The following is a 26,678-nucleotide window of genomic DNA, read 5'->3' on the forward strand; positions in this document are numbered from 1 at the left end:
CCGACCGTGCTTGCCCGAACGATCTCCCGCTCAATTGATGCGGTAGGATTGCCGGTTGCCGGCCGCATCCGTGAGGTCCACCGTCCTGACCGCGGCCGATTTCAGCTCGCCGCGGGGGACGGGAAGCGATCCCTGATAGGCCTGGGCGGCCCGGTTGAACCGGAGCACCGCATCCGCTGTCCCCGACCCGTATCCCACGGTCGCGAGGGCGGTCGCCGCCAGCCCCGAGGCGTCGGAGGCCCGGATCTCGAGCGCCGCGTAGGATCCGGCCTCCCCCACCTCGGGCGTAAGCTTCGCCGCCACCAGCCGGGGCGGCTCCTGGTCCAGCGTGACCGTGAACCGGACCACGTCGGTGTTGCCGAGCGTGTCGGTGGCGACCAGCTCGATCGGGTTGTCGCCGACGCGCAGGCTGACGATCTCATCGAAGGCGCCGTCCTTCAGCCCAACCTCGCCGCCATTGATGCGGAGCGTCGCGTCGGTCTTGGCCACCTGGCCGCTGACGACGAGCGTTTCAGATGCGGTCAGGCGGGGCAATTCCTCCGAAAGAGTGATCACCGGCCGCTGGCGGTCGACCATGACCTCGATCCGCTGCGCGCTGCGGAAGCCCGACGGGGCGGTCACCACGATCGACAGCACCTCCTCATCGGCGCCGAGCGCGATATTGAGCGCAAAGCGGCCGGCGGCGTCGCTGGCCGTCGACCCGCGCAGGGTGCCGTCGGCGCCGACGACATCAATGCGCGAATCCGGCCTGGCGCGGCCGGCCAGGGAGGCGATGTCGCCGGCCGCCAGCACCCGGCCCGCCGGGTCCCGCGGCACCGACGCATCCAGCGCCACCGCCTCGGACCGGTCCGGCATGACGCTGAACCGGCGCTGCACCCGGGTGGCGTTGCCGGCGCGGTCGGTGGCCACGACCTCGACGCTGTTGTCGCCCTCGCAGGCGGCGACCGGACCGGCGAACCGCCCGGCGGCAGTCACCTCGACCGGTTGCCCGTTCACGGACACGACGGCGCCCGGCTCGGCCTCGCCGCGGACCTCGATCGCCCCGTCGCGCTCGATCGCCCCCTCCTCCGGCGCGTCGATCCGCAGGAACGGCGCGACCTTGTCGACCATCACGGCGAAGCGCCAGGGCGTGCTGCGCTCCCCCGGCAGGCCGAAGGCATCGAGGGCGGAGACCCGCCAGTAATAGTCGCCGGGCGGCAGGTGCTCCACCCGGTAGGCGGGCTTCTGCAGCCCGAACTCCGAGACCAGCATGGTGTCGAAGGACTGCTCGGCCCCGATCTCGAGCCAGTAGCCGGCGGCCCCCTCCGGGCCGGTCCAGACGAGATCGACCGAGGTGCCGTAGGCGATGCCGTCATCGGCCGGTGCGGCCGGGCCCGGCGCGGCCAGCACGTCGCGTTTCTCGCCGGCCTTGCCCTTCGCGGACAGGACGATGCCCTCGTTCCGCCCCAGGACGACCGTCTCATCCCGGGTCGCGACGGCGACGGGGCGGTCGTCATAGTTGGTGAACTTGGCGCCCTCATCGCCGCTGCTGACCCAGAAATCCCCGGATTCGATGCGCGCCTTCGCCTCCGGAATGTCGACGGCGAAACTCGTGCGGTCGCTCTCGCTGGCGAGAAGGGCGTAGAAATCGCCTTCGACCAGGCTGACCTTCGCCTCCTCGTGCCGCGTCAGCGGGTCGTAGCGCATCTCCTGGATGACGGCGTTCGAATTGGCGTTGAGCCGGAGCCGGCTGGCATCGCGGAAGGTCAACTGGGCCGTCGATTCCGACAGGGTGCGGACCTTCTCCTGCTCCACCAGGATGGCGCGGAGCTGGGCGGCGTTCCATGCCAGGTCCTTCGGCTTCTGGGCCTCGACCCATCCGTTCTTGTCGCTCAGCAGCGCCTCGGCCGCCTCGTCGCGGCTCTGCTCCGCTATGGCGAGGGCTTTCGCGGCCTGGGACTGGGATTCGAGCGCCAGATCCTTGGCGTCGCTCCAGGCGCGCTCGACACGGCGGCCGAGCGCCCGGTCGTAGAGGCCGATGGCGCGGCCGATCTCGTCCGGCGCGAAGAGCTGGGCCCCCGCCAGATTGGCCAGCCGGATCTGGTCGGCGCAGCGGGCCAGGGCGCGCTCCGCCGCGGCGATCAGGTCGACGGGGATCCGCAGCGGCTGTCCCGGCGACAGCTGGGCAACCGAAGCCACATCGCTGGCCTTCAGAATCTCGGGCCAGAGGTCGGGATCGCCCAGATAGCGCTCCGCCAATTGCCTGATGGTCTGGTTCGGCTCGAGATGAACCTCGATGGTTTCGGCCCGGGCGATGGACACAGAAACGATAAGAACGAGCGGCACCGCAGTCAGGCATTCGACAGCCGCGCGGCCAACCGATTGGAAACGTGATCCGCGATCCACCGATACCTCCGGTCGGGCGAAGGGTCTCAGCACCCTCAACGAGGTCTGCCGCGCCTGAACGAGTATTGATGTATTATTTCGTCGATCGATTTATGATTGGATCTGATTATCTTATCTGTTCAAAAAAGTCTCTGAGAGAAATTTCCTGTAGGATCTGGATCATAATGTGTCGCGATCGTCGCTTCCGGACACTGGAACTCTCGACACGCTGTCGCGCATTGAGCTCGATCTGACGATCGAGGCTGGTCGGAACACATCCGAACCGGGCATGGAGCGGTACCTCGGGAGCGAAATTTCGCCGACAGCCATTTTTGAACCTGCACTGCGGCGCGGGACCGGCCGGTCAGACCCGGCGACGATCGACGTTATCCTTCGCTGTCGAGCCCGAAAGTGCGCACCTTCCGGTACAACGTGCTGCGTGAGATGCCCAGGGCTCGAGCCGCCTGGACGAAGTTGTGGTGATGCTTCCGGATGGTGTCGGCGATCAGCAGGCGCTCGGCGGCATGGAGGTTGTTCGGTCGATCGAGCGGCCCCGCGACATCGTCGGATCCCATGCCTGCATCGGCGAGTTCCGGCGGCAAGTCCTCCGATGCGACCGGGCCGCCGCCCGACAGCAGGAGCAGGCTCTCCACCATGTTGCGCAGCTCGCGGACATTTCCCGGCCAGGCGTAGCTGTGCAGCCTGACCAGGACCTCGGTCGGGAAACTCCGCTCCGGCACCTGGTGACGCGCGGCGAGACGCCCGTTGAAGTGTTCGATCAGCGGTTCGAGATCGCCGCTGCGCTCCCGCAGCGGCGGGATGCGGAGCCGCGTCACGCTGATGCGGTGATACAGGTCGCGGCGGAAGCGGCCGACCTCCACCTCGTCGTGCAGGTTCCGGTTGGTCAGCGCAAGGAGACGGACATCGACCCGGCGTGGCTGCCCGTCCCCGAGGCGGTAGACGATCCCCTCCTCCAGCACGCGCAGCAGGATCGGCTGCAAGTCGAGCGGCAGCTCCCCGATCTCGTCGAGGCAGAGGGTGCCGCCATCCGCCAGCTCGAAGCGGCCAGGCCGGCCCTCGCTGGTCGCCCCCGTGAAGGCGCCCCTGACATGGCCGAACAGCTCGCTGGCCAGGAGTTCCTTGGACGTGGCCGCGCAGTTGAAGGCGATGAAGGGCGCCGCCTCCCCCTCCTCGCCGTGGATGGCGCGGGCGAAGAGCTCCTTGCCGACACCGGTCTCACCCTCGATCAAAACCGGCACGCGCTTGCCCACGAGTTGCCGGGCGCGCCCGATGACAGCTGTCATCGCTGCGCTGCCGCCGATGATGTGGGCAAAGGCGCTCCGCGCCGGGTCGGCCTCCGAACTCTGGTTCGCGAACCGGTGCCGGACGCGCGGCCGGTCCGGCACCACCAGCAGCGCGCCGATCGCCCGGCCATCGGCTACCACCGGATTGAACCACTCGGCCCGCAGGCCATCCGGCAGCCGGTTCACCCAATGCTCGACGGCGACATCGCGGTCGAGGCCCGGCATCCGCTCCCCGACCCGGATCGGCAACGAGACTTTCCCCGTGGTCTGCACCAGCCTGCCGTGCCGGTCGATGACGACGATGCCGGCGGCGTCGGAGGCGGAGAGGCGCTGCAGGCAGACCTCGAGCAGCAGCATCCGCTCCCGCGTCGACCGTTCGGTCAGCACCATCTCGATCTGCCGGGCCGCGGCCACCGCCAAGCCCAGATTGTTCCGCTGATAGGTGGAGGGAGGGCCGGAGATGTCGATCACGCCCATGATCGCACCGGTGCCGGGCTCGAAGATCGGCGACCCGGCGCAGGTCCACCCCTTGATGCCCTCGCAGAAATGCTCGGCGGCATGGATCTGGGCCGGCCGGCCGGTGGCGATGGCCGTGCCGATCCCGTTGGTGCCGATGACGCCCTCGCGCCAGTCGCCGCCGGACATCAGGTGGATGTTCTCGCCCTTCTCCAGGGTCGGCATGTCCCCGACCGCCTGCAGCACGACGCCGTCCGGGTTGGTGAGCAGCATGATCGAGCCCGAGCCGGCGAGCAGGTCGACCGCATCGGCGAACAGCCCCGACGCGGCGGAGACGAGATCGCCGTGCCGGCGCCGGAGCTCGCCCATGGCGTCGCTGCGCACCGCGAGCGGGGCCGAACGTCCGGTCGGGTTGACGCCCGAATGCAGGCTGCGCTGCCAGGAGGCGACCACGAAATTTTTCGCCGGCACCGTCGCCTGCGGCTCGCCGGACAGATACCGCTCCCAGGCGAGCATGGTGTCGGTCGCCTCGCAGGGCGCTCCCACGAACGCCGGGGTCACGCCCGGGCGAGCCAAGCCGGTCGGCGTCTCGTCGCGTCTGGGCATCGGTCGCTCCCGGTTGCCGGTCGTCTTGTCCGGACGCTCGGTTGGCCGATCGTCCCGCGACCTGTCACGCCTTCACCATACACCATTCCGCGGCCTCGTCCGCCCGGACCTTGGACGGACAACGCATCCGTCATGCCCGGCCGAGGCGTTCGGCACCGCCGCCCAGGGCCGGGCCGGCTGTCGGATCGACCGTCTCGCGCTTGTCCGCGATCAGCGTGTGGGTCGTCAGGACCAGCCCGGCGACGGAGGCCGCGTTCCGCACCGCGCTGCAGCTGACCCGAACCGGGTCGACGATGCCGGCCTCGAACAGATCGACGAAGGCGCCGTTCCGGGCGTCGAAGCCCACGCCGTTGGTCGAGCGCGCCACCTGGGCCGTGACCGCCTCGCCGTTCACGCCGCTGTTGCCGGCGATGTGGAACAGCGGCTTGGCCAGGGCCCGCTGCAGCAGCCTGATCCCTTCCCGGACGTCGCCATCGCTGCGGGAGGCCAGGTCGTCGAGCGCGGGCGCCGCCCGCAGCAGAGCCGTGCCCCCGCCGGGAACGATGCCCTCCGCAATCGCCGCGCGGGTCGCATTGACGGCGTCCTCGACCAGTTGCAGGCGGCGTTTCTGCTCGACCGGCGTGGCGCCGCCGACCAGGATCACCGCGGTGCCGCCGGACAGTTTCGCCAGCCGTTCCTTGAACTTGTCGCGCTCGATGTTCTCGGGCGCCGCCTCCCACTGGCGGGCGACCTGCTGGCGGCGCGCCGCGATCACCTCCGGGAAGCCGCCGCCGCCGGTGACCACGGTCTGGTTGGCCGAGATCCTGACCTGCCGCGCGCTGCCGAGGTCGCGCAGTTCGGCGCGGTCGATCCGCCCGCCGAGATCGCGGGCGATCACCCGGCCGCCGGTGACGATGGCCACGTCCTCCAGCATCATCTTGCGCCAATGGCCGTATTCCGGCGGATGGATGGCCGCGACCACCGGCCCGCCCTTGTCGCGCGCGGCGAGCAGGGCGACCACGCAGGCCGGCGCCACCTCCTCGGCGATGATCAGGAGGGGGCGGTTGCTGCCGGCGACGAGCGCCAGCACGCCCGCGACCTCCTCCGGCGTCAGCAGCTTCTGGTCGGTCATCAGGATGTGCGGGTGGTCGAGCACCACCTGCATCTTCTCGACATCGGTCACCATGTGGTGGGACAGGTAGCCGCGGTCGAAGGCCATGCCGTCGAGCACGTCGAGCTGGGTCTCGACCGTGCTGCCGTAATCCACGGTCACGATCCCGTCCGGGCCGACCCGCTCCAGCGCCTCGGCGACCAGCCCGCCCGTCACCGCGTCATTCGCGGCGATCACCGCCACGGACCGGACCTGGTCCCGGCCGTCCAGCGGCTTCGCGGCCCGCTTCAGCGCCGCGATCACCTGCTCGACCGCCAGCTCCAGCCCCTGCGCCAGCTCGACCGGGTTCGCCCCCGCCGCCAGGCGGTCGAGCCCGTCCTGGACCAACGCGTCGGCCAGGACCGTGGCGGTCGTGGTGCCGTCGCCGGCGACCTCGTTGGTCTGCTTCGACACCTCGCGGACGACCTGCGCGCCCATATTCTCGAACGGATCCTCCAGTTCGATCTCGCTGGCGATGCTGACCCCGTCGCGGGAGATGATCGGCGTGCCGATCGGCCGGTCGATGATCGCATTCATGCCGCGTGGGCCCAGCGTGCCGCGCACCGCCCGCGCCAGCTTGGCGACGCCACGGCCGAGCGCCTGGCGGGCGGCGTCATCATGCAACATGATCTTGGGCATTCTCTCCCCTTTCCGATCCCTGGTGTGGCGGGCGAGGATCGCGCTGCGCCCGGCGGATGAAGTCGGCCAGGGTCGGCTCGGCGCCGGGCGCCGGCGCCTCCTCGGCGAACCGCGCCGCAAGCAGCCCCCGGCACAACGCCCCGTTGAACTCCGTGTTGATCCACACCCGCCGGAGGGCTGCGAGATGGTCTTGCCAGCCCTCGGCCGTGATCGCGGCACCGCCGGGGTCGACGAAGGCGGGCCCGCCGGCGCCGACGAGGTCCTGCCGCAGCGCCAGGTAGCGGTCGATCAGCCGCCGCCCCTCCGCGCCGGCGTCCTGGGCGCGCAGGGCCTCGACGCCGAGTATGCGGAGCGCCGCCGGATCGCGCCCCTGGTCCAGCAGATGGCGGATCACCGCCTCCTGCCGGCGCTGGAAGGCCTTGAGCGTGAAGGTCCGGCGGATCTCCTCCAGGTCGTCATCCGCCTCGTCGCCGAACGCGTCGCGGAAGGCGAGGCCGTGGACCATGCCCTGGTTGATCGCCTCGGCGTACATGTGGTCGCCCAGCTCGACCGTCGCGTTCGTGACCCAGGGCAGCGACAGCGCCGCCCGGCGCATGTCGTCCGCCATCAGGTAGGCGAAGTTGGCGGCGCACCAGTAGGTCGGCAGCCGGAAGCGGATGTGGACCGCGCCGTTCCCGGCGACCTCGACGCCGGTGACGAAGCCGAGCTCGGTCACCGGCTCGTCGAGCTCCGGATCCGTCACCGCCTGGAGGCTGGCCCAGACCTCCCCGGCCCTCGCCGCGTCGGGCCCGGCGGCCACGGCGCTCACTCCGCCGCGACCGGCCGGCGGGCGTCGGCCAGCACGGCCTTCTTCGCCTCGATATCGACGCCGTAGAGCCGGGCGGCATTGAGGCCGAGGATCTTCTTCTTGGCCTGGAGGGTGAGCTTCGCCCCGGTCTCGCGGGTGATGTCCTCCGGCAGCTCGAACGCCATGAAGTCCTCGACCAGCCAGTCCGGCGTCCAGATGCCGTAGTCGCTGCCGTACAGCAGCTTGTCCTCGCCCAGCCACATCAGCAGCTGCGAGATCACATGGGCGAAGTATTTCGGCTGGTTGCGGATGAACGGCAGCGCCACCGCCAGCCCGCCATAGACATTGGTTTCCTGGGTCGCGATCCAGCAGAAATCATCGAGGCGCGGCAGGCCGCAATGCTCGACGATGAAGTTCAGGTTCGGGAAGCTGGTCGCCGCATCGTCGATGTCGGCGACATCGAACGCATCCCGGTTCAGCGGCAGGATGGTCGGGCCCTTGTGGACATGGATGTTCCTGATGCCAAGCGTCTCAGCCCGCTCCAGGAACCTCTGGGCCTCGGGGTCGGACAGCTTGTAGCCCTTGCTGTCGCCCTTCCATTCGGCGGTGTAGAGCTTGACCCCCTTGAGGCCGTGGATCTCGACATCCTTCTCCAGCTGGGCCAGGCCGGCCTCGCCGTCGCGCGGGTCGAAGGCGCCGTTCAGGATGAAGCGGTCGGGGTACTTGGCCTTCAGGACGGCGTTCTGCTCCAGCGTGTTGAAGCCGTTGACGTAGAAGTCCTTCAGATAGGTCGGCTGGAAGATCGCCATGTCGTCATAGCCGCGGACGAACAGGTCGTCATGCATCGTCTCGGCGCCGTAATGGTAGAACTTCTCCCGCGCCCACTGCCTGTCCTTCGGCTGCAGGAAGGTGTGATAGCCGTAGAAGCAGTCGATGAACTGCTGGCCGTGGACGTTCTTCCAGTTTTCCGGGCGCCCGTCCCAGAGATGGACATGGCCGTCGATGACGAAGATCTCCTCGCCGTCCTTGGTGCGATACATGGCTGGCTCCCTTGGGCTGGATTTTCGGCGGCGCCTTGCGGCCGGCGCCGCCGTCGGATCTGGCGGAATGCGGACGGGCGGGCGCCTCACTCGTAGAGCAAGGCGTCGTCCATGTTGCCGAACAGCATGACGGTGTCGTCGTCGATCATGACCATCCGCCCGTAATGGGTGGAGGTGGAGATCTCGAACAGATGCGGGGTCATCGGGCGGCCGAGCGCCTCGCTGATCTCGTCCATCCGGAACTCGATCCTGCCCTCGCCATCGACGCGGATCATGGCCGGCATGTAGGTGACCGTGATGCCGGGCTTCTCGCTCATCACCTCGGCGATGACGCGGGCCTCGACGCTGTCGTTCATGGTGACGCCGCACTGGTGCGAGATCGTCGTCTCGAACTCCATGTCCTTCATGGACTTGAAGATGTTCGCGGTCGCGTGGGTCATCTCGATACTCCTCTTGCCGACGCCGGCGTCGGCGGCTGATGGGGCGCTCAGGCCGAGAGCTGCGGCGGCAGGTCGAGGCCGATCTCCGTGACGATCTTCTTCAGCCGGTTGCGGGCCTGGTCGAAGGCGTCGGTGAACTGCGCCACCTTGACCCGCGGCTGCGACCACAGCGGCTGCAGATGCCGGGCCGCGCCGATGGCCAGCGCCCCGTGCCGGTCCAGCCACTGGATGAACAGCAGGCGGTTGTGTTCGCCATGGGCCGGGTCGTGCGCCAGCAGGTGGAACAGCTCGACCGCATTGGCCAGGTTGCGCTCGTAGTCGCCCTCGGCCGCGGACACGACGGCCGGGGTGCTGAAATCGTTCTGGGCGGCCGCCATCTGCATGATGAAGCCGCTGCGGAACAGCTCCGCCACCAGCGGCTCGAACACGATGTTCACCGCGAAATACTTCTCGAGATAGTCGGTGGCGCCGCCGATCGTCTCGACCGCCCGGCGGGTCTCCTGCCAGATCGGATCCTCGAGCCAATGGGTCTTGCCCGCGCTGCTGTCGAAGGCTTCGAGATCGAGGCCGATCTCGCTGAGATACAGCGTCAGGTCCTGCGAGAAGCGCAGCTTGTAGGAGGAGTTCGTCAGGATCGCGTTGTTGATCATCTGGGTGTAGCCGTAGCGCTGGGCGTGCATCGCCGCCGTGCCCAGGCCGAATTCGGCGTGCTTGTAGGCACCGAGATGATCCTGGAGGACCTTGATCCAGGCCGGGTCGAAGCGGCGCGGCGCGCCGGACCGCCGGGCGTTGTCGATCACGTTGCCGATCATGCCGACGATGGTCGACTGGCGCTGGTAGTGGGTGCGCTCCCACTCCTGGTCGACCGAGCGGTACTTGTGCCAATCCGAGCTCTTGGCCGCGGTCCAGGTCTCGCTGTAGGTCGGCGTGCCGTCGGGGAAGGAGACGATCCAGTCCTGCAGCAGGTAGCGCTTGGGGTCCGGCTGGACGTCGACAGTGACGTCCTCATAATGGGTCGCCTTGCGCCCCTGCGGTTCGAAATAGTTGTATTTGCGGCTGTCGGACCCGGCGAACTGCGCCGCGCCCGCGGCGCCGGACTTCAGGGGTGCTATGGCCTGTTCGAGGTTGGTCATCGGTATCCTCCCTTGCTGGCGTTGGCGGATGAGGGATTCCAGGATCGCCGGTCAGCGGACCGCTGGCGTGAACTTGTCGAAGTAGATTCGCTCCGGCTCGACGCCGGCCATCTGCAGCATCGGCAGCACGGCATCGATCATCGGCGGCGGGCCGCAGGTGTAGGCGTCGATGTCGCCCGGCAGGCCCTCCTCGCGCAGGACCCGCGCCACGACCTCGTGGATGAAGCCGGTCTCGCCGGCCCATTCATCGCCGGGCTCGGCATGGGACAGGGCCGGGATGAAGCGGAAATCCGGGATGTGGCGCTCGAATTCGGCGAACTGGTCGAGATGGAACAGGTCGCGCCGGGTCCGGGCGCCGTAGAAGAAGCGCACCGGCCGCTGCTCGCCGCTTTCGGCATGGTCGCTGAGGATCGACCACAGCGGCGACATCCCGGAGCCGCCGCCGATCAGGACCATCGGCCCCGGCCGCTCCTCGCGCCGGAAGCAGGTGCCGTAGGGGCCCTTGGCGGTCAGCCGGTCGCCGGGCTTCAGCTCGCCGTCGAGCAGCGCGGAGAAGGCGCCGTCCGGGTACTTCTTGATGATGAAGGCCAGCCGGTCCTGGCGGCTCGGGGCATTGGCCATGGAGAAGGAGCGGGTGATGCCGCGGCCGGGGACGGTCAGGTCGACGAACTGGCCCGCCCAGAAGCGCAGCGGCTTGTCGATCTCGATCTCGACCAGCCGGATGTCGTGCGTCAGCGGCGTGACCCCGGTCAGCACCGCCTCGTACTCCTTGACCGCGATCGAACGGCTGAGCAGGTCTTCGTCATAGTTGAGGAGCTCCACCGTCAGGTCGCTGTAGGCGACCGTCCGGCACAGCAGGATGTGGTTGGTCTCGCGCTCGTAATCCGGCAGGGCGAAGGTCGAGTACTTCAGAAGCTCGGCATCCCCGTCGATCAGAAGCGACTTGCAGCTGCTGCACTGACCTTCCTTGCAGCCATGCATCACCGAGATGCCCTGGCGGAACGCCGCCTCCAGCACCGTCTCGCCCTCGGCGACCTCCATCTCGATCCCGACCGGTTCGAACCGGACGGTGTGCACGCGTGTCTCCGCCATCGAAGCCGTCCCTTGTCGTCGGACCCTGTGGCGCCGGACCGTCGGCCGGCCGGCGCGGTGGGAGGATGGAAGCCGGCGCCGATGCCGGCCCCCACCCCGCAACGGTCAGTGCACCGGGTTGATCTTGAAGCCCGCCCTGTAGTCGGCGATGTGCTTCTCGCGCTGGTCCGGCGTCATGCCGCGCAGCAGCACGATCGGGCTCTGGATCGTGTGGCCGCGGACATGGTCGAGCGTCCACATGTCCTTGTCGTCGAAGCGGAGATGCGGCTGCTGGATCAGGGTCTTGCCATCGGGGCGGACGAAGCCGAGATCCTTGATGGCGTCGGCTAGGTCCCAGCCGTGATAGCACTCCTCCCACTCGCGACGGCCGCTGAACCGGCCCATGGCGGGGGTCGGCCGGCCCTCATACTCGGCCGCGAAGGCGACCTTGTGGGTCCAGCGGCACTGCTCGGAGCAGTAGGTGTAGAGCTGGCCGTCGACCTCATCGACCACGAAGTCCTCGCGGATCAGGCATGGCACCAGGCAGCTCCAGCAGCGATGCGGGTAGACGTAGCCGTTCTCCTGGTCGAACAGCATGTTGGTCTCGCCCGGCACGCTCTTGCGCGCGTACCACTTCCAGTAGTCGCCGAACTCGGCATACCAGCCGGGATATTTGTGCTCGAACCACTCGAAGTCGCGCTCGGTCTGCGCCTCGATCCGCCAGAAGTTGACCGGCCAGCCGACCGAGAAGAACTGCGCCACCTTGTGCACGTAATTCTTCTTCACCAGGCGGTCCCAGGCGGCGCCGACGTCGTCGTGGTGGATCTTGATGCCGTACTTCTCCAGCGGCAGCATGTAGGTGCGGTAGTAGTCCTCGTAGATCCAGCGATGCCAGAGCTCGGCGTAGGACTCCTTGGTCTTGTCGCGATTGGTCGTGCCGTATTCGATGAAGGTGCCGATCGCGGCATCGACGATCGCGTGGTTCTGCCAGAAGGCGTATTTGATGTCGCGTTCCAGCAGCAGGTGGTTGTCCGGATCGTTGATCACCGACATCAGCAGCGAATGACCGTTGCCGATATGCCGGCTTTCATCCGATTGCACCGACAGGAACACGGTCGGCAGGGCATAGTCGCCGTTGCGCGCCGCCTCGGACGGCATGGCCACGAACAGCGTGTTGGTGAAGGCGGTTTCGGCGACGACCTGGAGATAGACATTCGCCGCCGTCACCGCGTCGCCGGTCAGGAAGCCCTCGGCGAATTGCCGGCCGATCGTGGTGGCGTAGCACTTGCCGAACGCGGCCTCGGTGATGTCGAACCCGGCCGGGTCGATGTAGTTCTCCATGTACCATTTCTTGAGGTTCATCTGGATGGTCGAGTGCCGGAACTCGTCGACCATCTGCATGGTGAAGCCGGTGCGCAGTTCCTCGCCCGGCGCCAGCCGGCCCAGCATCGCCATCGAGCGTGCCGCCGAGATCTCCGGGAACGGGATGATCGCCAGGAACAGCTTCATCCACTCGACCCAGCGCGGCTCGACATTGCGGAACATGTCGCCGCGCAGCGCGGCATCGAGCGCGCCGTAGACGCGGTTGTCCTTCTCCTCCTGCATCGGGAAGTAGGAGCGCAGCACCTGCTTCATCGGGTCCCGCGGCACCTTCGCGATCTTGTAGTCGGTCGGGAAGGTCATCGCCTCCTGGACATAGCTCGGCGTCCAGCCGAGATCGGCGATGCGGCGCGCCGCGTCGGCGACACCGATCCCGCGTTGCGCGGTGATCTTGTTCAGCGTCAAACCGTCAGGCATCGAAATCTCCTCTTGGGTTGGATGGGGTCTGCTCTGCGGTGCTGATCGGCCTTGCTGGCTCAGGCGGCTGGTGCCGGCGCGCGGATCGCGGCTGTCCCGGCGATCGGCGACGGAATGGCCTGGTCGCCGCATGTCGGCTGTAATGATGACGGCGTCATGCCTTGCTCCCCTCGCCAATCTCTTCTTGTGCACTCGACGGAGCCGGTGCCGTGATTGGCCTTCCGGCAAGCATTGCAATTTGCGTGCCAAATGTGTGGAGGTCCGTTAATCCGGCCGCTCTCGCCGTTTTCCTTGGTGCTGGCTGTCCGATGCTGCAGCGCGTCATGTCCTGTTCTGGGACATATCCGTCGCGGGCCTGTTTCACGTTGGGCCATATCCCGGACCGGAGCCGGCGGCTGATCGCGGTCATGCCCCCTCCCCGTCCGGATCGGGCATCTTCCCGACCGGCTTGCCTTCGGCGATGAAGCGGGCCGTGATGATCAGGGCCCCCATCGCGAAATCCGCCCCGTAGGCGGCAACCATGGCGTCGGCGAGCGCGCCGACCCGTTCGAAGAACTCGCTCTTGGACGGATGCGGATCGGTCATGGCTGAGCCCTCGCCGGCATGCGATCGCGCGCCGGTTCCGCCGGCTCGGGGCGCAGCAGCAGATCGGGAAGCGGAACGAGTCCCGCCTCGCCATCCTCCGTGCCGAAGGCCAGCCCTTCCCCGTCGGCCGACCAGGCCAGGGCGCTGACCGGGCTGCCGGACGAGCCTCGGACGAACAGGCTGTCGGCGGCGCCCGGCCGGCACAGCAGCACCGCGCCGTTGTGATAGCCGGCGGCGATCAGCGGGCGATGCGGATGGCAGGCGACCAGCGTCACCGGGATCCGGCTCTGGATGCCGCATTCCGCCGGCCCGTCCTCCCGCCCCGGAGGATCGAACCGCCAGCACACGACCCGCGGCCCGCCGCTGGTCGCCAGAAACCGGCCATCGGCCGAGAAGGACAGCGACAGCGGCTGGCCCGGATAGCCCGCCATGTCGATGGCGCCGCTATCGGCGACCCGCCAGCCATGCAGCGCGTTCTCCTGCAGGCCGCTGACCAGGTATCGGGCGTTGGGGCTCCAGGCCAGGGCGCGATGGACGCCCGCCCCATCCAGCCGGTGCAGGCCGCGTGTCCCGGCCGACCACAGCGTGACGCCGCCATAATGGCCGATCGCCAGGGTCCGGCCGGTCGGGTCGAAGGCCAGGGCGAAGACGGTACTCGGCAGGTCGATGCTCTCGCCGGCCGGGCCGAACACATGCACCCGGCGGCCGACCGCGCAGGCCGCCCGGCCCAGGGGGCCGGCGGCGACCGGGTCGGCCCAGGCACCGGGAAAGCTGGCGATCGCCACGACCGTCCCATCCGCCGCGACCCGGGCCAGCCGACCATCGTCGCCGCCGCAGAGGAATCCGCCCGCGGGATCCGCGACCAGGCCGAGGCAGGCGCCGTCATGGACCCCGGCCCGCATCACCGGCGGCGCGGACTGCTGTGCGGGGACCAGCTCGGCCCCGCCGCCGGCGCGCGGCACCAGCCTGGAGCCGCCATCCCATCGGCCGCGCGCCAGAGCCAGCGTGCCGTCGCCGAGCCCGAAGCCGGCGACATCCCCGTCCCAGGCGGCGCCCACCACCGGCGCCTCGAGCTGCCAGCGCGCGCCGATCAGCTCGATCAGGGGACGCGACATCACGACGGGTCGGCCTGGCAATGGCCAAGCCCCTCGCGCAGATCCGCTCGATCGAGGTTGCGGCCGATGAAGACCAGCCGGCTGTCCCGCTTCTCGCCGTCGAGCCAGGGGCGGCCCGCATCGGTGTCCATCATCATGTGCACGCCCTGGAACACCAGCCGCCGGTCCGACCCGGCCAGTGCGACGATCCCCTTCGCGCGCAGCAGGTCCCGCCCCCGCTCCATCACCAGCTGCTGCAGCCAGGGCATGAACCGGGTCGGGTCGAGCGGCCGGTCGAGCCGCAGCGAGACGCAGTCGATGCCATGGCTGTGCCGACCGGCCGGGCCATGGTTGTCGGTGTGATCATGAGGAGTGTGGTCTTCGTGACGATCGTCATCGGCCTCGGCCGGCAGGCTGAGGCGGCCGAGGTCGAACCCGCCCTGGTCCAGGATCGCCGCCAGGGGCACATCGCCCCGGGTCGACAGCAGCAGCCGGGCCGTCGGGTTGATGCGGCGCAGCGCCGTTGCCGCGGCGGTCGCGCCAGCCGCGTCGACCAGGTCGCGCTTGTTGATCAGGATGGTGTCCGCGAGAGCGACCTGCTCCGGCGCCTCCCGGGAATCGCCGAGCCGCGCCAGCAGGTGCCGGGCATCGGCGACGCAGACGATGCTGTCGAGCAGCGTGTGCTGGCGGATCCGGTCGTCGCTGAAGAAGGTCTGGGCGACCGGGGCCGGATCCGCCAGCCCCGAGGTCTCGATCAGGATGCCGTCGAAGCCGCCCCTGCGCTTGATCAGGCCGCTGATCACCCGGATCAGGTCGCCGCGCACCGTGCAGCAGACGCAGCCATTGTTCAGCTCGAACACCTCTTCCTCGGCCCCGACCACCAGGCCGCCATCGATGCCGAGCTCGCCATACTCGTTGACGATGACCGCGTAGCGCCGGCCATGCGCCTCGCCCAGGATGCGGTTCAGCAGCGTGGTCTTGCCGGCGCCGAGAAACCCGGTCACGACGGTCACGGGGATGCGGTTCGCGTTCATGGCTGAGGTCATGGGATCAGCACCGCCCGGCCCTTGATCTTGCCGTGATGCAGGTCCTTGAGCGCCTGGTTGGCCTCGCTCAGCCGGTATTCCCGGGTGGCGAGATGGACCAGGCCGCGATCGGCCAGGGCCATCAGCTCGACCAGCTCGGGATAGGTCCCGACCAGGTTGCCGACGATGGTCTTTTCGGTGGTGATCATGTCCATCGTCGGCAGGTCGATCTTCCCGCCATAGCCGACGATGTAATAGAAGCCGGCATTGCGGGTCATCGCCAGGCCCTTGGCCACGGCGTCGCCTTCGCCGACGAAGTCGATCACGGCCTCGGCGCCGCGGCCGCCGGTCAGCGCCAGGACGGCTTCAACCTCGTTGCCGTCGGCCTTGACCAGGTGGTGCGCACCGCATTCCTGGGCCAGCTTGAGCGCCGTGTCGGACCGGTCGACGATGATGATCTCGGCCGCGCACAGGGCAGCCAGCACCTGGATGCCGATATGGCCCAGGCCGCCGGCGCCGATCACGACCGCGAATTCGCCCGGCAGCAGGTGGCGCGACGCCTTCTTGGCGGCGCGATAGGCGGTCAGCCCGGCATCGGTGTAGGGGGCGACGTCCTTCGGGGCCAGGGTCTTCGGCAGCTTGATCAGCGACCGCTCGCCGGTCAGCAGCAGCTCGGCATAGCCGCCATTGCTGTTGATACCCGGGAAGCGGCTGTCGGTGGCGTGCATGTCGTCGCCGCGCCGGCAGGCCAGGCAGTGGCCGCTGGTCACCAGCGGGTGGCAGATCACCGGGTCGCCGACCTTGACGCTTTCGACGCCGCGCCCGACCGCCTCGACCCAGCCGGCATTCTCGTGCCCCATGATGTAGGGCAGCGCGACATCGACCTTGCCGCGCCAGATACCCTCGACCACGTGCAGGTCGGTGCGGCAGACGCCGGCACCGCCGATGCGCACGATGATGTCGGTCGGCCGTTCGATCTTCGGATCCGGAACATCCTCGTAGTGCACGAACTCGTCGCGCGACAGGGACTCGTCGTATTGATGCAGCACCGCGGCCTTCATGCATCGCCTCCCATGATCCGGCATCCAAAGTGGTTGCGGACCAGCGGTGCAATTGCCGTGCCAGGATCTGGAGTCCGCGGAATCCTTGAATTTTCTCAGCCCAGACCGCGAAACGACTGTGGCGTTGCTTCACAACGGAACGGAACAACGCTGTTCCATTTTGGAACACTTGGCCGGTCCTGATTTCTCAGGTTGGAAGCGGGCGGGCACCGGGGTAGCCTGACGGCAATGGACATCCGGCGGTGCCGGACAAGGAACCAAGAACAAGGCCGCGTCCCACGGCGGCCAGCCAGGAGGAACGCCCATGCTGCCGGCCATGGCCGATGAGCGCCTGAGCCAGGCCCGCATCCTGCTTCAGCGTCGCGGCATCGCAGATGCCGACCTGCTGGCGCCGGCGATCCATGACAGCTGGACCCGCTGCCTCGCCGCCGGGCTGGACCCCGAACGGCCGCCGCCCCTGACGATGGTTGACGATGCCATGCTCCGGGAGGCCCGCGACCAGTCGGAGCTGGCGCTGCGCCTGGCCCGCACCGAGATGAAGAACCTCTACCACCAGATCGCCGGCACGAACTTCATGATCGCGTTCGCCACGCCGGACGCCCTGCTGCTCGATACGATCTCCGATTCCAGCTTCAGCGCCACCGCCCGCGCCACCGCCATCCGGCCGGGCTCGCACTGGGCCGAGATCCGCTGCGGCACCAATGCGCTCGGCACCGTCGCGCAGCAGGGGCAGCCGATCACCGTCCATGGCGGCGAGCATTTCTTCCATCGCTACGGCACCCTGACCTGCACCGCGGTGCCGGTGTTCGGCCCCGATGCCGGCCTCGCCGGCGTGCTGGACGCATCTTCCGACTGCCGCTCGCGCCAGCAGCACACCCGGGCGCTGGTCGCGATGGCGGCGACCCAGATCGAGAACGGGCTGTTCCGGGAATGCCACCATGCCGCCATGGTGGTCGCGTTCCACAGCCGCGGCGAATATCTGCGCACGCTCAATGCCGGCTTGCTGGCGCTCGATCCGGACGGTGTCGTCCTCGGCGCCAACCCCCAGGCGCGCTTCCTGCTGCAGGGCCTGCCGGCCCTGCCCGGCCGCCGGTTCGAGGACCTGTTCCGCACGCGCTTCGGCCCTTTCCTGGACGGCGCCCGGATCCGGGAGCGCCAGCGCCTCGACGATCTCGTCGGCAGCGCCTTCGTCGCGACGATCGAGACGCTGCCCGCGGCACCGAAGGCGTCATCCGCCCCGAGGATGTCCCCGACATCGCCGACCGGCTTCGTCGCTGGCGACCGCCGGGTGGCGGAGGTGGTCCGGCAGGTCGAGGCGGCGGCGTCGCGCAAGCTGCCGATCCTGATCCGCGGCGAGACCGGCACGGGAAAGGAGCAGCTGGCCCGGCACGCCCATATCGCCGGCCGGCGCACCGGCGAGTTCGTGCCGCTGAACTGCGCCGCACTGCCCGACACCCTGGCGGAGGCCGAGCTGTTCGGCCATGCCGACGGGGCCTTCACCGGCGCCCGTCGCGGCGGCGCTCCCGGCCTCGTGGTCGAGGCCGATGGCGGGACCCTGTTCCTCGACGAGATCGGCGACATGCCCCTACCGCTGCAGGCCGTACTGCTGCGGCTGCTCGACGACTGGACGGTGCGTCCGGTCGGCAGCGGGCGGCGGCGCCAGGTCGATGTGCAACTCGTGGCGGCGACCAATGCCGATCTGGAGCGGTCGGTCGAAGCCGGGCGGTTCCGCGCGGATCTGTTCTACCGCCTGAGCGCGGTCGAGGTGACCCTGCCGCCGCTGACCGGACGGCAGGATTTCGCCGCCATCGCACGGCACCTTCTGTCCGAGATCGCCCCCTGCTGCTCGATTACACCGATGGCCCTGGAGCGGCTGGCCGTGCGGCCCTGGACCGGCAATGTGCGCGAGCTGCGCAACGTGCTGATCCGCCTGACGCTGAGCGAACCCGATCGCCCGATCGATCTCGATGCCGTCGACACCCTTCCCGATGGAACGGCCGCGTCGGCCCGGAGCACAGGCTCCGGCGGCCTGAAGGAGGCGATGCATCAACAGATCCGGACCGTCCATCGGGACGTCGCCGGAAATGTCAGCGAGACCGCGCGGCGGCTCGGCGTGTCACGCAACACCATCTATCGGGCGCTGCGGGCATCGGCGTCCGTCTGACCGGCGTCCCGGGGGAAGCCGGTGGCGCCGCAGTCAGCCAGCGAGTGAAGACGTTGGGCGCGCGCGTCATGAATCTGCGCGGACGGCCGCGCGAGGCGTCTGCTCAAGAGCGGGTATCCGCCTCCCGCTGCCGGTCGAGCTTGCCCGGGGTGCGCCATATGCGCTCATCGCGTCGACGCCCCGAAAGCGGACATCGCCCGGACGCGACCCGATGCGGACAAAAGGTGTCGCGCCTTCCTTCGGACCGAGATCGGGCTCGCTGCGGCAGCACAAACAGCTCAACATCGCTGACTGTAGATCACCGCTGAGCTCCGCCGAGGTCTTCGCCGACGGCCAGTGCCAGTCGCCGGCGAGGCTGATGCACGATCAGCCCGTCACGGCTCTGCGCAAATCGGAAGCGACCGCGGCGGGGCTGCCGGATGATCTTCCTGGTATCGAGCGATGATCGGTTCGAGGGTCGCTCTCGGCCAGAATTTTGGAGAGCCGATCTGCTTCAGGCAGGAAGCGTTCCAGTAAAGTCCGGCTTGCGACAGCGGACGGCCGGTCGCCACCGCCCGAGCGACGGCGTCGATGTCGCGCGATTCAGGATAGATGTAGAGGGTGGTCGGATTATCGCTCAGCATCGTGATGATCTGCCGGGCGTCCGATGGTGACCAGCTGGTGCAGCCGTTGCTGCGGCCGGCGGTGTAGTCCACCAAGTCTCCAACCGGAACGTAGCCATCCTGCGTCGCGTAGGGGCTGCCCGGATTTCTCTGCAGACACATTCCCCTCAACACCTGGGCTGCATGCCCACCAATGGCACGCTGTCTGGCGTTTGCGGTCTCGCCCTCGCCGTCGAACTGCACGAAGGAGCGAACCAAAGCCGCGTCGTGCCCCGGCGAGACACGGTAATAGCCTTTGAAGGAGTCTTTCGTCTCAGCCGTCACATAGGCTCCGCCGGTCGTCAGCTCCGAATCCAGGGCATTGCTGAAGTTCTTGGCGCACTGCCTTCCGTTTGCGAAATCCGCGACACCTTTCAAATTGCGACCACTGCCGTGACCCGCCGAAATCGCGCGGAACGACCGCTCGGCTTCACAGATGACATAGAATCGACGCCCCGGGCTTCCGTTGCCTGGATCTCCGGGGCGCGTCGCATCCATGGCGAAGTAGCAGGGGTTCTTCACCACGCCCTCATTCACCTTCTGCAGATAGAGCGCCCGTGCCCTCTGAAGCACCACGCCGGCGATTTGACCTTCGCCTGCGCCGATATTGGCTCGCAGCCAATCCGGAACATCCGGCACCGGCTCCGCAGCGATCGTTCGCTGCGGAGCCAAAAGGATGCTGGAGATGATCAAGAGGGCAGGGATGCTGATGACATTCAAGAAGACCGATCTTGTCCACATTGGATCAGCTCTCCTAACGAAGCGTGTTGTGCCGTCTTTCGGCGTTATTGCCAAACACCCACAACAAACGGGTCGGCCATAGAGCGGCTGCGGGCCGGATACGCATGAGAGCCGATCAAAGGACAGGCCCCTGAAGCAGTCTGGGGTGAGCTTCCGCCGGCCTCGAAGGCATCAAGGCGCTCTCTTCGGGCCGTCGCCCGAATATCACGTAGTTGTCGAGCTGCTGCCAGACGGTGCCCGCCTCGACAAAGCCGGCGTGACGCAGCGCGGCAACGTGAAAATCGACGGAACAGTCCTCTCCACTCGCCGCCCGTTTCGCCGGCCGGGAGGAATAGAAGGCATCACGCCGCTCCTTGAGAGCAGCCAGACGGGGAGTGCTTCCCGCGCGTTCCCACCAGGCCGCCCAATCATCCTCACCTTTTGCCACGGCCTCGCGCTCGACGCGCTGCCGAGCCGACTTCGCGACCCGTGCCAGTGTCGGCCAGCGGCTGTCAAATCGCATGTGATCGCCATTCATGACGATCCCGCCGGGCTTGAGCAGCTCGCCTGCTGTGCCGTAGAACTCGGCCAGATCGCCGGGAGACAACCAATGCAATGCGGTGGTCGAAACAAGCGCCGATGGCGTATCCGCATTCATGGATCCGGCCGCATCGACCACCTTTCCTCTCCATGACGGATCGCCAAGGTCCGCCTCGACGACCCGCACCCTGTCTCCATCGGCCGCCAACACAACCCTTGCCATCTCGAGGAGCATGATGTCCGCATCGACGGCGACCAGTTTGGCCGAAGGAAAGCGGTCGAGAAGGCGCCGGCTCAGCGAACCCGGTCCGCAGGCGGCATCGATCACGGTGAACGCTCCGCCCAGGACCGACTCCAGCACCTGAAACATGATCTCGAAGCGCTCCTCGCGCTGCTCGATGTACCCCTCTTGCTGGCGATCCCATCGGCCCAGCAACGTTATGATCTCATTGTCATCCGCCATTTGTTCTTCCTCCAGGGATCACAGCGCGAAGTGATCCAGGTGTTCGGTTCGTGAGAAGATACGCGGAACCGTCGAGCCGCGTGATCGGAAGCGCTCCACGCCTCTTCGGCGAGGGCTGCAGCACAGCGCGGTGTTGCCCGCCCTGATCGGGCCCACGGCCTGGCTGGGCGGAGCCGATCGGGGCGCACGGACACCGATTCGACCCGGCCATGGACGGAGCTCAGTGGAGCGGATGTGACGGCATGGAGAGCACGGCCTGCATCAGCAACAGGCCGAGCGCCAGCAGAATCAGTCCGCCCAGCAAGCCGACGGCATCTGCAATGGCGGCCTGCCGCGCCGATCCGTTGGACAGGGAGGCCATCAGCCGCAGCGACGCCCCGCGGGCGTGCCGCGACAGCAGGGCGAGGGCGTAGACAGTCACCGCGGTTCCGGCCGACATGGCCAGCACCGCGGCGATGCCCGTCCAGCGCAGCTGCAGCGCCCGGGCCAGGACCAGCACCAGGACCGCGCCGCTACACGGGCGGATGCCGACCGAGGCGACGACGCCGAGCAGCCGCCGCAGCGATGTGGATCCGGCGGCGTCCTCCGCCGGATGGGAGGTCCAACCATGGTCGTGACCGCAGGCGCCATACGCCGCCATGCCACGCCGCACACGCCACAGGCGGCGCCCATGCGACAGCGCGAGATATGCTCCCATCACCGCCACCAAGGCAAAGCCTACGGCCTCGAGCCTGTTGCCCGTCGCCTCGGCCTGGCGGAAGGGCAGGCCGAACAACCCGATCGCCAGCTCGACCATCAGGATCGCCGCCACGCCCTGGGTCAGCGAGGACAGCGCCGCCAGCAGCAGGGCATCGCCGGGCCGGCCGCGCTGGGTGGCCAGGTAGGTGGAGATGACGGCCTTGCCATGGCCGGGACCGACGGCATGAAACACACCATGGGCGAAGCTCAGCGCCACCAAGCCCCAGACCGTGGCGCCGTCCGCCTGCACCGCCCGGAGCGCCGCCGCCAGACGGCGGTGCAGCTCGTCCTGCGCCGTCAACGCCGGCGGCAGGCCGGCGCGGATCGCGGCCAGCGCGAGCAGACCAGGGCCACGCCGCCGAGCGCCAGAGACTGCCAAGCCCGCAGCCAGATCATCGGCAGGTGACCTGCACGGTCGCGACGAAGATCTCGCCCAGCGTGTCGTCGGCCGCGGCGCCACGGCGGCCATGGCCACTGCCTGCGCCGGCGGATCGGCAGGCACCACACGGGCGCCGCAGCCCTCGGCCGCGACGCCACGCAGGGCGACCGGATCGTCAGCCACATAGCGCATGTCGATGTAGTAGGTCGGGTCGAAGATCTTCAGGGTGACCGCCTTCGCCCGTGGGTCGATCGGCTCCGCCAGCGGCACGACGAAGCGCAGCCAGATTCGGCCGTTGCGCAGCGTGCTCTCGAAATCCGTCACTGTCCCCAGGGGCACCGCCTGGCCATTCGCCCGGATCCGGGTGAAGTAGTCATAGGGTTCGAGATTCCGCAGATTGGTGCGGGCAAGCGCGGTCACCGCCTCCGGTGTCGGCCGGTCATCCGGACTTTCGCTCTCAAACACGGCCGAGGTGTAGAAGTCGTCGAACAGCCATTGTTCCTCGACCGCGGCGATCCGCCCGTCCTCTTGCAGGAGGAAGGCGCTGCGCAGGTCGATCCAGGCATGGGGATGCGCCGCGGCGACGCTCGGTAGGATGAGCGTCGCGATGGTTGGGCCGATCGAAACCAGACGTGCCGGCCATCCGGTGGCGCCCCCCTTCCTCATCGCGATCTCCGCAACAGCAGCTGCCAGCCCAGCATAGAAGGCCGCGGGCGCGGCTCCAACCGCGGGCCGGTCCGCCGGCTGGATATCTGGGGCATGTCTGCTCATGGGATGATTGCGAAGGTCCACTGAAGGTCAGGCTCGGCTCTCGTCGGAGTCAGGCAGTTTGATTCGGATGATTCACGGCGATGCCCGGCACCATACCGCGCAGCCGAGACGGACCGTCCCTAAGCCCGAAAGGCGAGTTCCGCCGCGCCACACGCTGGGGCGCCCTCCTCCGGTCCAGCCAGCCTGAGCATCCGGGTCGAGATCTTCTCCGCGAAGGTCCGGTCGTGGGTGACCAGGAGCATGCCCAGCCCGGCCTCCGCCACCATCTCGAGCAGCAGCTCGACGACCTCGCGCTGGCTCACCGGATCGAGGCGCGGGGGCAGCGGCGCGTTGCAAGGCGCCGCGGTGCGAGGAGCTATTCAGTCCGGGCGCAACGCGGTTGTGAGCCGCCGGCCCGCTCGTGAAGCTTGGAGCTACCCGGCGCGGGCCGGCGTCGGGCGCCGGTTGTCGATGACGTTCGCCCGAACGGCATACAATCCTACTCAGATGCGAATGTCACCAATCGAATCGGCCCGCACGACCGCGAGGCACCATTTCCGGCCATCCCCGGCGCGCCGCAAAGCCGGACGTCGCTCGAACGCACCGGATCGGGCCGTTGGGGAGAGCAGGCGCCGAGCCGGCGTGCGCCCTAATCGGACATTATCTGGGTTCTCAGAAGCGGTCGTCCTGTCCAATTGGCATGCGTCACGATACGGGGCTCCGTCCAACTCATTCGGGGTGAACAGAGGACGGCATTCTGCGCCCGCAGGCGTGCGTCACACCATTCCAATTTGGGTCTGCGACATTCCCAACCCGACTTGGACGGGCCGTGTACTGCGCGGCTATGACAGAAAGTACACCGCCCGGACAAGTCAATGAAAACTCTGCTACTTTCCTTCTCCGCCTTTCTCTCTCTTCTCACTTCTCCGTCGTGGGCGGACACGCGCACGATCTGCACGATCGTCCTCAGGGCGGACACAGGGGAAGCCATCGTCGATCAGGGGGATTGCGACAGACGGATCTCGCCGGCTTCGACCTTCAAGATCGCGATCAGCCTGATGGGCTTCGATGCCGGTATCCTGACCTCGCCCAGCGAGCCGGAGTTGCCGTTCCGCGAAGGTTACATCGACACGCGGCCGGAGTGGCGGCGAGCGACGACCCCGGCGACGTGGATGCGCGACTCCGTCATCTGGTACTCGCAGCAAGTCACGCAGCGGCTGGGAGCGGACCGGTTCTCCACCTACATCGCGGCCTTCGACTACGGCAACCGCGACCTGACGGGGGACCCCGGGGCCCACGACGGGCTGACCCGCGCCTGGGTTAGCTCGTCGTTGCAAATATCGCCAACCGAACAGGTGGCATTCCTGCGCAAGCTGGTCCGGCACGAGTTGCCGGTTAGCGACGCTGCCGTCGAGAACACGGCGAGAATCCTGGATCAGGGCATCCGACCTAGCGGCTGGCATGTCTTCGGCAAGACGGGCGCTGGAGCATCGCGCAGCGCCGAAAGCGGTCCAGCCGGACCTTTCGGCTGGTTCGCGGGCTGGGCGGATCGCAAAGGGCAGACGGTCGTCTACGCCCGACTGATCCAGGACAGCGAGCGTCAGCCTACGCCCCCCGGTCCTCGCGCCCGCGATGCCCTTTTGTCGGATCTATTCTCCGATAGCGGTCTCCTGGCGCGATGAGGTCATGTTCGCGAGGTTGCCCGAGATGCCGGGGCCGGGCATGGTGAGGATTGCCCGGTCGCGGCGGACGCGCTGCACATCAATCCCTCGGCCGGGGAGGGCGAAACGCGACCCGACATGAACATCGAGCTTCTGCGCGACTTCCTCTGCGTCTCCGAGAGCATGAGCCTGACGCGGGCGGCGGAACTCCGGAACACCACGCAATCGAACCTGAGCAAGCGGCTTCGTTCTCTCGAGATGTGGCTGGGGCGCGACCTGATCGACCGACGTGGCAGACCGCTCACGCTGACGCAGGCTGGCGAGGACTTCGTGCCGAAAGCCCGCGGCATCCTGGCCGAACTCGATGGCGTCCGTGGGGCCGCTATCTCCTGGGATGTCTCGAACGGCGCGGTGAGCATCGCAATGCCGCACAGTGCGACTGTCAGCGTCTTCCCGGCGTTCAAGAAGCGATTGCTGCGGCGCCTGCCCAAGGCGAGCTTCGCGCCGCGGATCGCCAATCACGACATGGTGGCGAGAATGCTCTCTCGATCGGAGTGCGACCTTGCGCTCGTCACCCGTCACCCCCGTGTGCCCCAAGCCGACGAGTTCGCTGTATTCCGATCCGTCGAAATCGCCCGCGACCGTCTGGTTCTGGTCGCTCCTCCCGGCGCGCGCGAAGGCGAGGCACTGCCGCTTCATGTGTCGGATGCACGGACCTACATTGGCCAGATCTGGCAAGCGTGCAAGGTCGCCGTGCCTGCAATCAGGGAGGTCGAACACGGCATGGCCGCCGACATCAGGGCGCATTGCGTCGCGGGCGATGGTCGGGGCGTGCTGCCTGAGACCATGGTCGAAGCCGACATCGCCTCCGGCCGGCTGGTCGTGTGCGACTGCCCTGCCAATCTGGGCTACGATGTCTCGCTCTTCTGCGCCCCAAAAGCGAGTCCTCAGGCAAAGCGAATCTGGGCGCTGGCATCCGACATCTGAGGTGAAAGCGCCTTCCGGAAGCCCAGCCGCGCAACGTCAGCGATGGCCTTCTGCCGTCGACAGTGTCTGACCTCGGGGAACGGAGGATGCGCACGGTGAGAACGACGTACACCAGGCTCTCGATGGCTATGACGTCACTGCTCCTTCTGCCGATAGCGGGGCAGGCGGCAGAGATAGCGATCACCCTGGATGATCTACCCTATGCGATGCCGTCACGCGTCTCCCTGGACGAGGGATGCGGTATCGTCGACGCCGTCAACCGGACGCTGAAGGAGCACGGGGTGCAGGCCATGGGCTTTGCGATCGGAGCCCGCATCACTCCCGAAACCGAGCCACTGATTGCATCGTTCGTCCAGTCCGGCCATGACCTCGGAAATCACAGCTGGTCACACCCGGACTACAACGAGCTAACCTCCGGGGAATTCCGAACGGAAACGATCCGGGCGCACGACGTGATCTCACGCTGGACGGGATCCGGGAACTTCTATCGCTTCCCATTCCTGCACCAGGGCGAAACGCCCGAGAAGCTGGCCGCTTCGAGCGCAATCCTCGCCGAGCTTGGATATCGGAACGTCCCGGTATCCATCGACGACGACGATTTTCTGTTCAACAGCGACTATATGCAGGCTCTCGCCAACCGTGATCCCGACGGAGCGGACGCGATCGCCGAACGATACCTGGAGCACATGAAAGAGCGGACGGCGTTCTTTCAGAACCTCGCCCAAGAGCAGCTCGGCCGCGACGTCAAGCACATCCTTTTGTTGCATATGAACAAGATCAATGCCGACCACCTTGGCGACCTGCTGGATTGGTACCGATCGGAGGGCTGGAATTTCATCCCCGTTCGCGAGGCGCTGGCAGATCCGATCTATGCCACGGCGGGCCGGTACGTGGGGCCAAAGGGATTGTCGCAGATCCAACGCATGGCCGAGACAGAGTGACTTGAAGCTGTCCCTGCCCTAACCAGCTCTGATCTATTGTGGAACGCTCGCATCCCCCGTGGCCTGCCCAGTTGGCCAGGTTGAGGTGCGCCACTTCCGGCCATCGCGCCCACGCTCCGACACCGGACATCGACCGGGTCGGCGTTCCGCGGCCGTTTTCGAC

21 protein-coding genes are annotated in these 26,678 nt (G+C 67.8%); 4 read left to right on the plus strand and 17 right to left on the minus strand.

The genetic code is table 11. The features are described from left to right. Positions 1-30: 30 nt before the first annotated feature. From BWR60_RS01345 to BWR60_RS01405, 13 genes are all read right to left on the minus strand, one after another. Positions 31-2,325, minus strand: coding sequence for a FecR domain-containing protein (locus BWR60_RS01345; RefSeq protein WP_218823271.1), 2,295 nt, complete (start codon positions 2,323-2,325; stop codon positions 31-33). Between the two features lie 425 nt (positions 2,326-2,750). Beyond that, positions 2,751-4,730 (minus strand): sigma-54-dependent Fis family transcriptional regulator, encoded by a 1,980-nt coding sequence (locus BWR60_RS01350; protein WP_088149194.1) that lies wholly within the window; start codon positions 4,728-4,730, stop codon positions 2,751-2,753. 130 nt (positions 4,731-4,860) lie between these two features. After that, positions 4,861-6,486, minus strand: coding sequence for a chaperonin GroEL (gene groL / locus BWR60_RS01355; protein ID WP_230982909.1), 1,626 nt, complete (start codon positions 6,484-6,486; stop codon positions 4,861-4,863). Then, entirely contained in the window at positions 6,476-7,297 is an 822-nt protein-coding gene (locus BWR60_RS01360; protein ID WP_218823272.1) for a metal-sulfur cluster assembly factor, read from the minus strand. The genes groL and BWR60_RS01360 overlap by 11 nt, the downstream gene beginning before the upstream one ends. Before the next feature lie 5 nt (positions 7,298-7,302). Further along, positions 7,303-8,325 (minus strand): amidohydrolase family protein, encoded by a 1,023-nt coding sequence (locus BWR60_RS01365; protein ID WP_088149197.1) that lies wholly within the window; start codon positions 8,323-8,325, stop codon positions 7,303-7,305. Positions 8,326-8,411: 86 nt separating this feature from the next. Continuing rightward, positions 8,412-8,765: an MmoB/DmpM family protein gene (locus BWR60_RS01370; protein ID WP_088149198.1), complete on the minus strand. Its 354-nt coding sequence runs from the start codon at positions 8,763-8,765 to the stop codon at positions 8,412-8,414. Between the two features lie 47 nt (positions 8,766-8,812). Then, entirely contained in the window at positions 8,813-9,898 is a 1,086-nt protein-coding gene (locus BWR60_RS01375; protein ID WP_088149199.1) for an aromatic/alkene monooxygenase hydroxylase subunit beta, read from the minus strand. Positions 9,899-9,949: 51 nt separating this feature from the next. Further along, complete coding sequence (locus BWR60_RS01380) at positions 9,950-10,990, minus strand: NADH:ubiquinone reductase (Na(+)-transporting) subunit F (RefSeq protein ID WP_088149200.1); 1,041 nt, start codon at positions 10,988-10,990, stop codon at positions 9,950-9,952. Between the two features lie 105 nt (positions 10,991-11,095). Continuing rightward, a complete protein-coding gene (locus BWR60_RS01385) occupies positions 11,096-12,766 on the minus strand; it encodes an aromatic/alkene/methane monooxygenase hydroxylase/oxygenase subunit alpha (RefSeq protein WP_088149201.1) in 1,671 nt (556 codons plus the stop codon). Positions 12,767-13,171: 405 nt separating this feature from the next. Beyond that, complete coding sequence (locus BWR60_RS01390) at positions 13,172-13,351, minus strand: hypothetical protein (protein WP_088149202.1); 180 nt, start codon at positions 13,349-13,351, stop codon at positions 13,172-13,174. Then, positions 13,348-14,466 (minus strand): WD40 repeat domain-containing protein, encoded by a 1,119-nt coding sequence (locus BWR60_RS01395; protein WP_088149203.1) that lies wholly within the window; start codon positions 14,464-14,466, stop codon positions 13,348-13,350. The genes BWR60_RS01390 and BWR60_RS01395 overlap by 4 nt, the downstream gene beginning before the upstream one ends. Continuing rightward, entirely contained in the window at positions 14,466-15,479 is a 1,014-nt protein-coding gene (locus BWR60_RS01400; protein ID WP_088149204.1) for a CobW family GTP-binding protein, read from the minus strand. The genes BWR60_RS01395 and BWR60_RS01400 overlap by 1 nt, the downstream gene beginning before the upstream one ends. 8 nt (positions 15,480-15,487) lie before the next feature. Next, positions 15,488-16,531: an NAD(P)-dependent alcohol dehydrogenase gene (locus BWR60_RS01405; protein WP_088149205.1), complete on the minus strand. Its 1,044-nt coding sequence runs from the start codon at positions 16,529-16,531 to the stop codon at positions 15,488-15,490. Positions 16,532-16,835: 304 nt separating this feature from the next. Here BWR60_RS01405 and BWR60_RS01410 point away from each other — a divergent pair, with 304 nt between their 5' ends. After that, a complete protein-coding gene (locus tag BWR60_RS01410) occupies positions 16,836-18,695 on the plus strand; it encodes a sigma-54-dependent Fis family transcriptional regulator (protein WP_218823273.1) in 1,860 nt (619 codons plus the stop codon). Between the two features lie 374 nt (positions 18,696-19,069). Here the strand turns inward: BWR60_RS01410 and BWR60_RS01415 are convergent, their stop codons facing one another. The 4 genes from BWR60_RS01415 to BWR60_RS37585 form a co-directional block, all read right to left on the minus strand. Further along, a complete protein-coding gene (locus BWR60_RS01415) occupies positions 19,070-20,056 on the minus strand; it encodes a murein L,D-transpeptidase catalytic domain family protein (RefSeq protein ID WP_218823274.1) in 987 nt (328 codons plus the stop codon). 136 nt (positions 20,057-20,192) lie between these two features. Further along, a complete protein-coding gene (locus BWR60_RS01420) occupies positions 20,193-21,059 on the minus strand; it encodes a class I SAM-dependent methyltransferase (RefSeq protein WP_088149207.1) in 867 nt (288 codons plus the stop codon). Between the two features lie 220 nt (positions 21,060-21,279). After that, complete coding sequence (locus BWR60_RS01425; protein WP_179221584.1) at positions 21,280-22,842, minus strand: DUF1007 family protein; 1,563 nt, start codon at positions 22,840-22,842, stop codon at positions 21,280-21,282. Positions 22,843-23,066: 224 nt separating this feature from the next. Then, positions 23,067-23,249: a hypothetical protein gene (locus BWR60_RS37585; RefSeq protein ID WP_088149209.1), complete on the minus strand. Its 183-nt coding sequence runs from the start codon at positions 23,247-23,249 to the stop codon at positions 23,067-23,069. 552 nt (positions 23,250-23,801) lie between these two features. Here BWR60_RS37585 and blaOXA point away from each other — a divergent pair. The 3 genes from blaOXA (at position 23,802) to BWR60_RS01445 (ending at position 26,515) form a co-directional block, all read left to right on the plus strand. Further along, positions 23,802-24,608 carry a class D beta-lactamase gene (gene blaOXA, locus BWR60_RS01435; RefSeq protein ID WP_088149210.1) on the plus strand — a complete coding sequence of 269 codons (807 nt, stop codon included), beginning with the start codon at positions 23,802-23,804 and terminating at the stop codon, positions 24,606-24,608. Between the two features lie 117 nt (positions 24,609-24,725). Continuing rightward, a complete protein-coding gene (locus BWR60_RS01440) occupies positions 24,726-25,574 on the plus strand; it encodes a LysR family transcriptional regulator (protein ID WP_088149211.1) in 849 nt (282 codons plus the stop codon). 95 nt (positions 25,575-25,669) lie between these two features. Continuing rightward, on the plus strand, positions 25,670-26,515 hold the full coding sequence (locus tag BWR60_RS01445; RefSeq protein ID WP_179221585.1) for a polysaccharide deacetylase family protein: 846 nt from the start codon (positions 25,670-25,672) through the stop codon (positions 26,513-26,515). The last annotated feature ends 163 nt before the right edge of the window (positions 26,516-26,678 follow it).

Source organism: Inquilinus limosus (genome assembly GCF_002195995.1).
Classification (GTDB): domain Bacteria; phylum Pseudomonadota; class Alphaproteobacteria; order DSM-16000; family Inquilinaceae; genus Inquilinus; species Inquilinus limosus_C.

Coding starts and splice junctions, on each gene's coding strand:
- BWR60_RS01370 (WP_088149198.1), bottom strand. CDS start 8,765: ATGACCCACGCGACCGCGAACATCTTCAAGTCCATGAAGGACATGGAG.
- BWR60_RS01380 (WP_088149200.1), bottom strand. CDS start 10,990: ATGGCGGAGACACGCGTGCACACCGTCCGGTTCGAACCGGTCGGGATC.
- groL (WP_230982909.1), bottom strand. CDS start 6,486: ATGTTGCATGATGACGCCGCCCGCCAGGCGCTCGGCCGTGGCGTCGCC.
- BWR60_RS01410 (WP_218823273.1), top strand. CDS start 16,836: ATGCTGCCGGCCATGGCCGATGAGCGCCTGAGCCAGGCCCGCATCCTG.
- BWR60_RS01405 (WP_088149205.1), bottom strand. CDS start 16,531: ATGAAGGCCGCGGTGCTGCATCAATACGACGAGTCCCTGTCGCGCGAC.
- BWR60_RS01350 (WP_088149194.1), bottom strand. CDS start 4,730: ATGCCCAGACGCGACGAGACGCCGACCGGCTTGGCTCGCCCGGGCGTG.
- BWR60_RS01375 (WP_088149199.1), bottom strand. CDS start 9,898: ATGACCAACCTCGAACAGGCCATAGCACCCCTGAAGTCCGGCGCCGCG.
- BWR60_RS01420 (WP_088149207.1), bottom strand. CDS start 21,059: ATGGCGGATGACAATGAGATCATAACGTTGCTGGGCCGATGGGATCGC.
- blaOXA (WP_088149210.1), top strand. CDS start 23,802: ATGAAAACTCTGCTACTTTCCTTCTCCGCCTTTCTCTCTCTTCTCACT.
- BWR60_RS01425 (WP_179221584.1), bottom strand. CDS start 22,842: ATGAGGAAGGGGGGCGCCACCGGATGGCCGGCACGTCTGGTTTCGATC.
- BWR60_RS01365 (WP_088149197.1), bottom strand. CDS start 8,325: ATGTATCGCACCAAGGACGGCGAGGAGATCTTCGTCATCGACGGCCAT.
- BWR60_RS01400 (WP_088149204.1), bottom strand. CDS start 15,479: ATGAACGCGAACCGCATCCCCGTGACCGTCGTGACCGGGTTTCTCGGC.
- BWR60_RS01385 (WP_088149201.1), bottom strand. CDS start 12,766: ATGCCTGACGGTTTGACGCTGAACAAGATCACCGCGCAACGCGGGATC.
- BWR60_RS01395 (WP_088149203.1), bottom strand. CDS start 14,466: ATGTCGCGTCCCCTGATCGAGCTGATCGGCGCGCGCTGGCAGCTCGAG.
- BWR60_RS01440 (WP_088149211.1), top strand. CDS start 24,726: ATGAACATCGAGCTTCTGCGCGACTTCCTCTGCGTCTCCGAGAGCATG.
- BWR60_RS01390 (WP_088149202.1), bottom strand. CDS start 13,351: ATGACCGATCCGCATCCGTCCAAGAGCGAGTTCTTCGAACGGGTCGGC.